At 36.0% G+C, this 12,977-nt stretch carries 11 protein-coding genes and 2 pseudogenes; 6 read left to right on the top strand and 7 right to left on the bottom strand.

Going from position 1 to position 12,977, the window contains the following annotated elements:
- Positions 1–46: 46 nt before the first annotated feature.
- From J2786_RS17790 to J2786_RS17805, 4 genes and pseudogenes are all read right to left on the bottom strand, one after another.
- Positions 47–401 (bottom strand): annotated as a pseudogene (locus J2786_RS17790) (recombinase family protein).
- Between the two features lie 270 nt (positions 402–671).
- Complete coding sequence (locus J2786_RS17795; RefSeq protein WP_310026169.1) at positions 672–1,946, bottom strand: DUF3945 domain-containing protein; 1,275 nt, start codon at positions 1,944–1,946, stop codon at positions 672–674.
- Between the two features lie 221 nt (positions 1,947–2,167).
- The gene (locus J2786_RS17800; protein ID WP_310026171.1) at positions 2,168–2,914 is read right to left on the bottom strand and encodes a hypothetical protein; all 747 of its coding nucleotides are present in this window, start codon (positions 2,912–2,914) and stop codon (positions 2,168–2,170) included.
- On the bottom strand, positions 2,865–4,076 hold the full coding sequence (locus J2786_RS17805; RefSeq protein WP_310026172.1) for an RHS repeat domain-containing protein: 1,212 nt from the start codon (positions 4,074–4,076) through the stop codon (positions 2,865–2,867). Before J2786_RS17805 ends, J2786_RS17800 begins: the two co-directional genes overlap by 50 nt.
- Positions 4,077–4,130: 54 nt before the next feature.
- On the opposite strand from J2786_RS17805, the pseudogene J2786_RS17810 reads away from it, so the two are divergent.
- The 5 genes and pseudogenes from J2786_RS17810 to traN form a co-directional block, all read left to right on the top strand.
- Positions 4,131–4,433, top strand: a pseudogene (locus tag J2786_RS17810) (TraJ family protein); the annotation flags it as partial.
- An 18-nt stretch (positions 4,434–4,451) separates the two neighbouring features.
- Positions 4,452–5,075 (top strand): conjugative transposon protein TraK, encoded by a 624-nt coding sequence (gene traK, locus J2786_RS17815; protein ID WP_310026174.1) that lies wholly within the window; start codon positions 4,452–4,454, stop codon positions 5,073–5,075.
- Positions 5,076–5,086: 11 nt separating this feature from the next.
- On the top strand, positions 5,087–5,383 hold the full coding sequence (locus J2786_RS17820) for a hypothetical protein (protein WP_310026176.1): 297 nt from the start codon (positions 5,087–5,089) through the stop codon (positions 5,381–5,383).
- Positions 5,367–6,659: a conjugative transposon protein TraM gene (gene traM, locus J2786_RS17825; protein ID WP_310026177.1), complete on the top strand. Its 1,293-nt coding sequence runs from the start codon at positions 5,367–5,369 to the stop codon at positions 6,657–6,659. The genes J2786_RS17820 and traM overlap by 17 nt, the downstream gene beginning before the upstream one ends.
- 17 nt (positions 6,660–6,676) lie before the next feature.
- Positions 6,677–7,564, top strand: a complete 888-nt coding sequence (gene traN / locus J2786_RS17830) for a conjugative transposon protein TraN (RefSeq protein ID WP_310026180.1) — start codon at positions 6,677–6,679, stop codon at positions 7,562–7,564.
- 133 nt (positions 7,565–7,697) lie between these two features.
- On the opposite strand, the gene J2786_RS17835 is transcribed toward traN, so the two are convergent.
- Complete coding sequence (locus tag J2786_RS17835) at positions 7,698–8,141, bottom strand: JAB domain-containing protein (RefSeq protein ID WP_310026182.1); 444 nt, start codon at positions 8,139–8,141, stop codon at positions 7,698–7,700.
- Positions 8,142–8,658: 517 nt separating this feature from the next.
- On the opposite strand from J2786_RS17835, the gene J2786_RS17840 reads away from it, so the two are divergent.
- Positions 8,659–8,970, top strand: a complete 312-nt coding sequence (locus J2786_RS17840; protein ID WP_310026184.1) for a hypothetical protein — start codon at positions 8,659–8,661, stop codon at positions 8,968–8,970.
- A gap of 136 nt (positions 8,971–9,106) precedes the next feature.
- On the opposite strand, the gene J2786_RS17845 is transcribed toward J2786_RS17840, so the two are convergent.
- Together J2786_RS17845 and J2786_RS17850 are read right to left on the bottom strand one after the other, a co-directional pair.
- Entirely contained in the window at positions 9,107–10,600 is a 1,494-nt protein-coding gene (locus J2786_RS17845; protein WP_310026187.1) for a phage tail-like protein, read from the bottom strand.
- A 1,493-nt stretch (positions 10,601–12,093) separates the two neighbouring features.
- The gene (locus J2786_RS17850) at positions 12,094–12,408 is read right to left on the bottom strand and encodes a hypothetical protein (RefSeq protein WP_310026189.1); all 315 of its coding nucleotides are present in this window, start codon (positions 12,406–12,408) and stop codon (positions 12,094–12,096) included.
- Positions 12,409–12,977 lie beyond the last annotated feature (569 nt).

Genomic DNA, 12,977 nt, shown 5'->3' on the forward strand with positions numbered 1-12,977 from the left:
GCTTGTAAATCTCCTCCGGAGCCTTAGTTGGATCTTTATACACAGATCACATAATTATTAATTTAGAAATTGTTTCTTTTGAATATCCCCTTGGTCTTCCACCAGCTCTACCTCTTGCTCTTGCAGATTGTAAACCTGCGTTGGTTCTTTCTCTTATTAATTCTCTTTCATATTCAGCTAAGGAAGCCATGAGATTTAGAAATAGTCGCTCATTAATAGTTGAAGTATCTACACCATCTAAAAGACCTTTTATTATAATTCCCTTGTCACTTAAACTTAGAACAAGATCAATAATATTTTTTAAACTTCTACGTAAGTTCATCACCTTCTCTAAACTGCTCTATCATTTTATCAAGTTCCAGACGATTCTTTGTTGTACCTGAAATTTTTTCCTGATAGATTCTTTCACATCCTCCTTTTTTTTAAGCTTCCATTTGTAAATCTAAATTTTGGTCTTTAATTGAAATCCGAGCATATCCTATTTTTATAATTTGTTACATTAAACTCATCTCATGTGAATTTATGAAACCTTGTTTAGTGATACGACATTTTGAGAAAATATATTTAAAAAAATAAAGTGACCAAATCCGATCACTCTAAAAATCTCATAAAACTACTATTTTAAATACATGCTTTTGTCCCTGAAAGCAAAGCCTTCCCACAGAAGGCTTTCATATCCCCCTCCCTCTCTTCCTACTCTTCTCCCCTTTCCACACATTCTTAAACGAAAACTCAAACTTCCCTATTCCTTTATCAAACCTCAAATACCCCTGATACCCCTTCCCATTTCTATCTACGAGCCCATCCACATATGCCACCTCTCCTTTATTCAGTTTCTCCACCTGCCATTTCTTAAGCTTCTTCCCTCTGAACACCTTCGGAACCTGCCTGAAATCTTCTACACCCATCCTCCTTACATTCTTATCCAGCAAAAACTCCACATATCTTTTATCCGCATTATACTGAACTGCTGCATTAAACAATGTCCCTCTCGCTGAAAGCATATTTTCAATAAACAGCGGTTTCCCTTCCCTAAGTATCTTTCTCTGCTCCTGATCCAAGGTCACTCCTTTGATCACAAGCGGAACCCTTACCCGGTCTGCCCTCACCTGAACCAGCTCATTGGTCAGCCTGTCCCTGCTGATAAGAGAAGGCACGGTCTCTCCTGTAATCCCATGAACCAGATCCACCATCCTTCCCATATTCCCAATTTCTATCAGATTCCTCTTATCCTCTTCTGAAAATAGATGCCCAAAGAAAGGCTTGGAAAAATCAGGCATTCTTCTGACCGGATGAAACCTGAGTTCCACTTCTCCAAAATCATTAGCCTGAAGAGAAAGCCTAGCTTCAATCGTACCTGATACCTTCCCCAGTTCAATATGTACCGGAACAAGCATCGGGGTTTTATATCCTTTCAGCATCGGCTCCAAAGCCCCCAACTCTTCCAGTCTGTCCTCATTCCACCCCAGCTTATCCATCATCTTCCAGTCCACCTGTTCAGCCTTATATAAATACCTATTTCCAGCGTCCTTTCCCTTACCTACTGTTTTCCCCTCTCCCGCCTTTCTATGAGCTTCCACCACATCAATAGAGATCTCATACTGTTTTAATTCCTGTTTCACATCATCCGGAGCCTCATCTATATACTTCTGTAATTTTAAAGCCATCTGCTTTGCTTCATATTCTGTTACCTTAAAAAACGAAAACTCCGAAGGCTCTTTAAGCTGGTGATAAAACGTGGAATAAAACTCAGTAAAGGAATTCTCACTACGCTCAATACTGAGCATTTCATTATCGTCCAAGTCCTCAGGACTAACCCTATTTACTTCCCCATTCTCTCCCAATCCCTGAACAATCCCAACAGTACCCGTTTCATTATGGAGCACCAGTAAGGTATCACCTGTTTTCCTAACAGTAACCCATTCATAGTTTTTATTGTTATCCATGACCTAAATTATTGTGTACCAAGTAAGATATAAAGTCGGACAGGTATGTTACTATAATGGCAGGGAAAGGTCATAGTTGGCATTAAGATCGGCAGGGAAAATCAAAAGATTACTTGAAAGAATAAAAAAATCCCGCAAAAGCGGGATTTTCTAATATCAATTCAAAAACTTTCCAAGAAAGAAAGGAATTTTACAAATATGAAAAGTTCATTTTTATCCCATTATTTTATATCAGGTGGAATATCTAATCTCTCAACATACTGGATAGAAGGAATATCCAAATGATTTATTTTATTGGCTTTATTAATATTTTCCAATAATAGTTTATTTATCCAAGCCAGAAGCAAAGAATATTCTAGATTATTTTGAGCATTGTTTTCACTGGTAAAAACTTCATTTCTCCTTCCATCATCTTCCAAAACAATTACATTATTCAACTTAGAATCTGGAAGCACTTTCTTACTTTTGTCTTTATCTGAAGAAATTTTGTAAAGAAGTTGCCTGAATATTCTAGTTGCTTCATTATCAATTTTAAATTCATAACTGCCCCTTAGATCATAGGGATAGTAAATATTTGATTTTATATTTCCTGATTTACTTATCTGCACATCATATTCAAACAGATGACTATTATTAAAATTAGTTTCACCAAGAACATTAGATACATATATATTATCATAATTCTTTTCCTCTAAAGCAAATTTATATGGTCTAAATTCTTTTAATTTATCTGGAAATATTATATTATTCTTGTTCCCTTCAGTTCTCGATATAAGTTCCATACTTGATGGTGTACTATATGTTATTGTTGAAGGAGTTTCCATGAGAAATGAATATTGATCTTCATTCTTCAAAAATAATACTTCCAAATCACCTTTTTTCTCCTTGCATTGTACTACAGTAATCAATAAAGCTAAATTAATACCTAAAGCCGTCAATGCTTTTATCAATGGTTTCTTTTGTAACATTTTGTTTTACAGATTTATAATATTGTTGTAAAATTGGCGATATGTATTGAGTTCTTGCAGTATGATTTTGTTTTTCCTGATAGTGATCATAATATCTAATACTCTGATATTTTTCATTTCCTGGTTTTTTTAAAAAATTAATAAGTCTATTATCATACCCACTACTTTGATTAAATTTCCTATCATCAGCAAAGTCCTTTGCTTCGGGAAATGCATGTATAAAAGTTTCATGAGCGAATGTTTCAATCTGATTAGCCATTCTGTCCGGAGTATTGTTATTCTCTACACTTACGGTAAAATTGGTTCTCCCATTTTTGTTTTCGACAGTTGTTTCACCCGATGCTCCTTGTGAAGCTGAGGTTTTTGATATATTATTATCAAATGTCAGATCCATTCCCTTCTTATGGAATTCTCCACTTTCCTTATACTTTATCCCTGCAATCACTTGATCTTTTTCTGCAAATTTTGATATCACAGCCTGACCTTCCTTAGATTTCGCAAAAAATTCAAATGCTTTTATCTGTTGCTGATTTCCTTTCTTATAAATTTCTGATGGATCAACATGGGCTGGACTCCTGCCATCAGGATCTGTAAACAATACCGGGTTATTAAAAGCATAATTGTAAGGACTATATCTGGTCATTTTCTCTGCCAATGGATCAATTACACCCCATCTGCCCAAATCACTCATATACATTCTCGCTCCGAAATCATGCCAGCCTGTTTCCTGCATTTCTTTTCCTCCAAACTTATAGTTATAATAACTCCCAAAGTTTGAGTAATTTGATCCTCCGATATGGTTTAACCCAAACGGATAATAATTATTGACATCCATTGTCTGAACCACCCCGGCATTATTCTTTCCAAAACTTACCCTTACATTTCCTAAATGATCCTTATATTGATAAATATAACGGTTTTCTGCGAAACTGTAAAACCCTTCTGGGGTACTTACAAAATCCAGTTTCCATGCCGCAAGAGGAGGAAGAACAGGTTTAAATGTTGAATAAGCCTGCGCTTCATAGGCTGATTCCGTCTTGCATGTAATACAGATTCCTCCATCATCTTCATATGAATATTGAAACCCATCCAGATAATCCGTCATTCGTATTGTTGGAAGCCCCATATGAGCCTGCTGACTGTATGTTTTACGAAGCTTCACTCCATCAGCACGGTATAAATGATTTATACTTGTTGTGCTTATATTTCCAACAGGATAGCAGATATGTTCAGTGCTGTTCTTGCCAAGATTCAGTCATTGATTATTGAAAGGGATATCGAGATGCTCGCTGATCCCGACTTTATTCCTGACACCTCCAATACGGTCTATATCATCTATATGATCATTGGAATCATCGGCTATTTTACAGTTCCTACGGTTACAGGATGGGTAATTCAGGCGGGAGGTGCCGGCAACTTTATGAGGAACGTTACGCAGATGGCACAGAAATCAGGAAATGTTGCAGGGGCTGCGGCAGGTTCAGCAGCGGGCAACATATCCGGCAGACTTCTTAAATAATAAAAATCATAAAAAACAATGGAATTTAAAACCTTAAGAAATATAGAAAACAGTTTCAGGCAGATCAGGCTGTTCTCTTTTGTATTTGCCCTGCTATGCTTGGGAGTTGTTGTTATAGCTGTTTACAAATCATACAGCTTTGCAGAGCAGCAGAGACAAAAGATTTATGTATTGGACAATGGTAAATCATTGATGGTCGCACTTTCTCAGGACATGTCCATCAACAGACCGGTAGAAGCAAGGGAACATGTACGACGCTTCCATGAACTGTTCTTTACAGTAGCTCCCGATAAAGATGCGATTGAGAGCAATGTGAAAAGAGCATTCAATTTGGCAGACCAGTCGGCGTTCAACTATTATAAAGACCTTTCAGAAAAAGGATACTACAACCGAATCATCAGCGGAAATATACAACAGAGAATTGAAGTTGACAGTATAGCTGCGGATTTCAGCAGCTATCCCTATGCAGTCAAGACATATGGCAGGCAGTTTATTATTCGTTCAAGCAACCTGACGATAAGAAACCTGATCACCCGCTGTTCATTGGTTAATTCTGTCCGATCTGACAGCAATCCCCAGGGATTTACAATTGAAAAGTTCAATGTCGTTGAGAATAAAGATTTAGAAACAGTTAACCGATAAAAGGAAGGAGCATGAAAAAATTAACAATAAGAATTGATCAGTGGGTAAAAAGTACGGAGGCTCAATGGAAAACATTTCCCATAAAAAAACAACGTTTTCTGACCGCATTATTTTTTACAGGATATTCACTGATGACCTTACTGATGATCATCATTCAGATAGCATCGAAAAAAGGAAGCGACAGCAAAGATATGCCCCCCATAAGGCATATCATTACCAAGCCTGCCGATATAACAATCAAAAGTAAAGAAGGTTACCACTCAGTCTATAATTCCTCACAAAATAATCAAGATGAAAGACCAAAATAGTTCCAATATCAGAGTAACGGAAGGCGATAAAAATGATGAACCAAAAAACCGTAAGCTGACCATTGACCAGTTGAAGAAACCTGTTATTTGCTTTTTAATGACCATTGTATGTGCAGGGTGTTTATATTTGATTTTTAACCCCAAAGAAGAGAAAGACCATAGCGCAAAGATAGGGTTCAATTCAGTTATTCCCCAAGCCTCTGATGGCCAGCTGCAGTCCGATAAGCAGAAAGCGTATGAACAACAATTACTGGAGCAGAAAAATGAAGAAAAGAAAAATGCGCTCACAACCTTATCGGATTACTGGACTGATTCTTCTCAAGGTACCTCAGTTCCAAATGCAATACTTTTACAAAATGAATCTGGCGCTGCACAAGTATCCAATCAGAATCCAACCAGCAGTTACCGGAATGCCCAGCAGGCATTAAGTTCATTTTACAGCAGGGATGATCAGGAAGTGAATACGCTTAAAAGGGAAATCCATAGACTAAAGACAGAAGCTTCACAACGCGAAGCAGTACCCGCCGGCACCAGCGTTAATGATCAGCTGGAACTGATGGAAAGATCTTATCAGCTGGCCGCTAAATATCTTCCGGCATCCAAGCAGGAGGTGTCTGAAAATAAAAGTGAGATAAAAGAAATATCAGCTTCTGCTGAAGCCAGAATCACCGTTGCAACACCTGTCACGCATTCTGTGGTTTCAAGTTTGTACCGGGATTATCCTGACAGCATCATTTTCCGCAGTTTAAATGATAAAAGATTTACCGGAATTCAAGATGAGCAGTTTCAGGAATCTATACCCGGAAACAGCATCCGGGCTGCTATCCATGAAACAAAAATTGTCACCTCTGAAAGCATGGTCGCAATAAGGCTATTGGAGTCTATCATGCTTGGAAAAGTAAAACTCCCTGTCGGAACCGTGTTGAAAGCTAAGGCTAACTTTCAGGGCGGAAGATTACACCTGAACGTCTCTACGATAGCGTATGGGGGAATCATTGAACCTGTTGATATTAATATCCATGATAATGATGGACAATTGGGTCTGTACATATCCTATTCCTCCGAACAAAACGCTCTCACTGATATTGCTGCCAATATGGGTCAGAACTCAGGAACAAATATCATGATGACCCGGTCTGCAGGACAGCAGATGGCTGCTGATCTGACTAAAGGACTCATTCAGGGAGTATCAGGATATTTTCAGAAAAAAGTCAGACAGCAAAAAGTCACAGTTAAAACGGGACACCTTGTGTTTTTAGTTTCAAAAAATAATTAACAAATACACATATAATAATGAGAATAACATTTAATATTAAGCTATTAGCAATTGTTTTAACTTCTTTCCTATCCACTGTTACAGCTCAGGATACCATTGGGTTTAGAGCACTCTATAAGGCAAGGATTGATCCGCAGAAAATGCAAGTCACATATGATAAAACAACACACCTCTTATTTCCTTCTCCTATACGATATGTTGATTTAGGCAGTGATTATATTACGGCTGGCAAAACTAATGATTTGGAAAACGTTTTAAGAATTAAAGCAGCCCTAAAGGGTTTTGAACCCGAAACCAATTTTTCAGTGATCACCAAAGATGGCACATTCTATAGTTTTGATGTATTGTACAGCCCTTATCCTGATGCTCTCAGCTATGATCTTTCAAAATTACGAACGGACACTTACAAAGGAAATACTTCTGAAATCCTTTTTGAAGAACTGAAAGGCGATTCCTCCTCTGTTACAGATCATATCATGAAAACACTTTGTGAAAGTTCAAAACGCAGTATCAGGCACATCCATTCGAAAAGTGATGGCATAGAATTCATAGTAAAGTCATTGAACCTGTATAATGGAAAGTTCTATTTTGTTCTGCAAATTAAGAACAGCCGAAATATTAATTATCAGGTTGATTATATCAATTTTAAAATCACTGATAAAAAAAACCTGAAGCGTACCGCTGTTCAGGACAAAATACTATATCCGCTTCGGGCATATTTTTCTACACTGAATATCAGAACAAGGTCTACAGTTGAAAACGTTTATCTTTTTGACCAATTTACGTTATTTAAAGATCAGGTATTGTTTATTGAAATATTTGAAAAAAATGGCGGCCGACATCAGCGGATCAAACTAAAGAATAAAGACTTAATCAAAGCAAAGCCTATCGAAAAACATTTCTAATACCAAAATAAAATTTTACTGCGAAAAGACACTTTGACTGTAGGGAGATCTGTCTTTTCGCCTGAAATTTAGAAAGCAAAAACGGCAAGTTTTAATTGCCGTTTTTTTATTGTTCGCAAAATTTCAAAATTACTTACAGTAATCCTTCATCAGCAAATGATAGATATTCCGTAGAAGTTAAAATACAATGGTCAAGCAGTTGTATGTTTAAAAACTCAGATGCATCCTTTATTTTACCCGTCATTTTTACATCTTCGGATGATGGTTTTAAATTTCCTGATGGATGGTTATGTGCAACAATAAGAGATGATGCATTACATAAAAGTGCGGCCTGCATAATAATTCTAATGTCTACCAAGGTTGAAGAAATTCCTGATTCCGAAATTCTTTTTATTCCCAGAACCTTATGGGCGTTATTCAAATACAGTGCATAAAATGATTCTCTGTAATCAATTTCACCACTATCAAAATGTGCCCTGAATACTTCAACAGCATCATTTGAATTAGTTATTAATTTTTCAGCATTCCCCTCCCTTGAATAGGTTAATTTAATTTCATTGACAATATTAAAGTTCATTTGTTTTACTCCGTGTACGGCGGAGCCTTTCATTTCCCGTACCTGCTTAATTAAATTTAATTCTCCTTTCCTACTAAAGCCCTCGCCTTGCTGATATTTTTCAAAAGAAAAACCGGAAAAAAGAAAGCAGAAAATTGTTACGGGCAAGGTAGAAGTCAAAAGGAAACGGAATAAATGGAGGGTACCATTTGGGAGGAAACCGTTTATGCCGTAGTCTTTTTGGCAGGACTAGGAAGGCTGGCCGTACAACTTGGCTGCCTTTTTACCGGTTTATTATGCAAAATAATGATGATCATTTTTTTCAACATCCGACACCATATCTTAACTCTTACACAATACATAGATATCTTTGAATTGTTATCATCTGGCTGCACTATCTATTCAATATATTATTGTGTTTTAGTTATAAGTTCAATAATGCATCTTTAAGATCCGTACTATTATGATCTTACTCATATCATGACTAAAGTTAAATTTCGAAATTTGATTTTCAACCCATACACCAATACAATACCTTATGAAAAAATTATTTTTATCAATAGCAGCAGCAGGTTTCATTATTTCGGCATGTAAAAAGAAGGATACAGCAAATAATATCTCTGTTACCGACTCGGCCTACACTCAAAAAAATTACTCAGATACTGCAGCTTCAACAGCCAGGGATACTCAGAGTATTAAAACAAGCAATGACAGTATTAATACAAAGACTCACGTTGGAGGAAGAAAAACCAGTAATAATAATACCGGTAATGGTACGGGCAATATCAATGCTGCAGTATCAGACAGTGCACATAATCTGAAGGGAAGATCCCGAAATGTAAACAAATAGTAATTGTATTCCAATTACTATTTGCTTTTTATACGGGTTGTACTGAATCACACAAAAAGAATTATATTTTTAACCGCTCGGGTTTATTTTTTAGCCTTCTAAATGGTGTGTATATTTGAGTTCAGAAAAAATACAATTATTTAATTGTTATTGTCATATTAGGCACCACGATATCTCCTATTAATCCCGTATAACGTTGTGCAAATATTTCAACATAATCATTGGTTGATAATTCGGTAGTACCGTTAATTGGCACTACCACAATATCATTTAAAGCAGTTCCTCGTCCATATACTTTATACTGGCTGATCGCGGTTCCATTTTTTGCGATGTAGATGATATAAGTTCCGGCTGCAGGGACCTGGAATGACACAGAGCCTGTTACCTGAAAAATTCTTTTCTTTTTCCCAACATACTTTAATCTGTTGGGAACCCCATCCGTAGTAAATCTGAAAAGATTTGAGGAAGTAGAAACAGATGAAGCGGTACCGATTTTTACAATATTACTGGGATTAGAACTGTTAAAACTCACCCCTATTCCTGTACCTACTGTATAATCTACTGAAAAATCTCCGACTGCATTAGTATCTGCTTCAGTAGGAAGTCCTGCTGCTCTTACCGTCCAGCTATTATTAAAGTTATATCCGGAATATGTTCCGGTAGTATAAGGTTTGACATATCCTGCTGTATTGGTTCCTGTAAATACTACAGATTCAATAACAGCATCTCCTGTAATGGTAAGTCCGCTTGTTGAAACATCAAAACCGATAGCTGAACCGTTGACCTGGCTGAATCCCCCCTGCTTTTCTACAGATGTAAAGGTGCCTGTGAGCTTTTCATAGGTACCGGAATTGTTAGCCGCCCATCCCATATTGCTGAGCAGAAGCTGTCCAATATTACTATAGGTAATACCATTGGTGTTTCCAACAAACTGAATAATACTGAAAAATACCAGTCCAAGACCCGAAACAGCTCCTACACTACTTGAGTTTGCTACAACGCTATCTCTGAAGATAAGATTTTGGGTAGCTGTACCTGATATATTAAAAACATTTCCGGATGCAGCGTTAAGAGTGACACTTCTAATGCTTCCACCTGTTGATCCTTCAAAAATATTTCCAGTAGGTCTGGCAATAATATCATTATTGGTATCAAGCCCATGGATATAAGCATTATTAAGCTCTATCGGTTTGTCAAAAATTACCTGTCCGTTAATTTCATATAATGTATCAGCATTCAAAAGGTACTTTACCCCTCCTCCTGCACTTAGCTCCGCTGCGAGCACCGTGGCTAAAACATCAGTAGACTTTATGAGTTTAAAATTTAATCTTTCGGAGGCATTACTTCCTACAGGATACCACGCTGCAGTATTGGCAGCATAATAATAAAGCAATTTGAGAGTAGTATCGTACACGATTAGTCCATCTGCAGGCGAAACAATAGCAATCCTCTGAGATGTGGTCAGACGGGGAGGCAGAAGTCCGCGGGTTGTAGAACTAAGATCTAAAATAGAGCTAGGGTGAGGAGTTGTTGTATTGATCCCGACCTGCCCTCTAACTGAAAATACAGTAAGGAAAACGATTAACAGAATAAAAAGTTTTCCTGTAAAAGAAATTGTTTGCGTTTTCATATTAAAAGATTTTGGTGTTTTGGTATTGTAAAGCGGATGTTCAAGGATACGGTTCACCGGGATAACACTAATTTTGTGTTTTCCAAGTGGTATTCCTACGTAAGAATCAGTAAATCGCTGAGAGTCTACAGTACTGTATACTTTTCGTAAAACGGCGTAATCCTTGTTCTGACAATAATTAAAGATACCAGATCATTGGAAATCAAACAGGATATGGTCATTGTTTTATACCATTTGTAGATCATAACTGTAATCCATTTACCTCTATCAATCAGTCTGTACATTTTTTTCTTAAAGTACATCATAACAATGTCCTTCCTCTTGCCTTTTAGTGAAAATAAGTCTATCATAATCTTTGGTAATTTTTAGTTTAACAAGTTTTTATGTTGTCCTTATTTCATGGATAGTTTTATTATTCCAAATGTCGTGAAATAATTAAAATTTTATTATGACCCAGATCATAAAAATCCCTATTTAGTGACTTTTTATTAACTTAAAATAATGTTATAACTGTATTCAAAATAATAATCTTTCGCGAAATGAGCCGTTTTATTCAATTGAAATTGTGATCTAGACAGTGTCAGCTTCAGTCTTTCTTCCTCAAATCTATATTTTCAGGTGTTTTCTAATAATATTTTCATCCAGTAGTAGTACTTCACGATTTTTATTAATAATCTAGGTTCTTCATCACTTAGAATAATTCCAGAACTACTCAAAAGATTTTCATGTATCTGTAATTGATCTTTCAACGCTGAACTTAACACTGCTAGAGCAAATTACGTTAAGTAAATAGATTGGTTTGTTTTCAACTATTTGTAACTTTTGTTATTGTTATTAATAACTAGAAAAAAGTAACGCTCATATGTCCATTGACCTTTATAAAAATTAACTGACAAATTATTCAGGTATTGTATCCAAATTTTATCAATGGTTCATATTTTTGTAATTTTAACAATTTAGCTAATGGTATGGATAAGTAAAGCAATGAAACAGCAAATCATTAAATGGTAAAACAAATAGTAAGATAAAATCCCTCACTATCTTAGTTATTTGATGTCTCAGTCGTTTTGACATTGCGGTTGATCTTTATGTCATTCTAAGTTTGAGATAATTGTCCAATTCATTTTTTGTCATCACAGGTTTGATCTGATGGAAATTTGAACTTATCCGATAATCCCCTTTAAATTGATCATCTAAAAAGAAAAATTGTCCTTTTATTTGAATTGATATCTTTAATTACAAATAGACATCACATCCCTTTACGGCCACCATCTGATTGGCTTAAGACTGATAAAGAAATAGGTTAATGACAATGTTTCTTTATTATCTTTCTTTACCTTGCAAATTTTCAATTCAACATCTTCCTGATCTACTTTGGAATATAAGCTTTTTTTAAAGTACTAGGAATCAACTCACACTTATTTTTTTTTGCTATTTTCACTACATATCCGAACGAATCATATCCAATTGTATAATCCTTCCTCGGCAATAGGCTATTCAATGAGTACTCTGGATGTTCCCAGTATTGCTGTCATTACAGGCGCTGAAAATATCCGGTTTGATTTTGTTGTAGGAAAATCAATAGGTAGTAGTAAAGGTTTGGAAGCCTCAGACGATTTGTGCATTGAAATTGAAGGCATTTTACTATCCGGCGAAAAGTCGAAACTCTGAACACTAATGTCTGGGCCAAGAGGAAACTCATATCTTACTGCTATTGGCGTATATTTAACAACGGAATTTTGCTCAGCACCTAATTCACCAGCAGAGTTCTTAACACTGGATGTAACATACTCTAGTAAGCGGTACATGCCAATTTTTTGATCTTTTCTTACTTCATTTGCTCCTTGCAATGCAATTAGCAGATGGTAAGACAATAAACGATGACCTAACTTTCCATTTTCCCATGCAGGTTCGAAAGCCTTTGAGGCAGTTAGTATAACCCTGCCACTACCTGAAAATTATTTTATTAGTTCTTCTCCCGATCTAAATTCTCTTGAAGCAAAATTCACCTCTAATGCTTTTGCTCCCATTCCTCCTAAAAAATAGTAGTCAATAATACATATTAATTATCTTGCCGGAATATTTTTAAACCATTCTGCTAAAGTATCCAGTGCGATTGTCATTGAACCTATATCATTAATATTTGTATCATAGATTACTTATTCATGGGTAATTGTACGAAAATCCTTACCTCATTTCTTCATCCTCGATTTCGTACCTCTTGCTTTCCATGGGTTAGTACGTGAGTTTTAACGTCTAACCAAATGTTACTATTACGACATCAGAAGAATACTTTATGACTGATTATAAAATAGAGCTAAGATGTAATATTTGAAAAATGGGAATAAATAAAGCTTATTACGGAATTTATCTTTTA

It is taken from the genome of Chryseobacterium vietnamense, assembly GCF_031454475.1.
Classification (GTDB): domain Bacteria; phylum Bacteroidota; class Bacteroidia; order Flavobacteriales; family Weeksellaceae; genus Chryseobacterium; species Chryseobacterium vietnamense.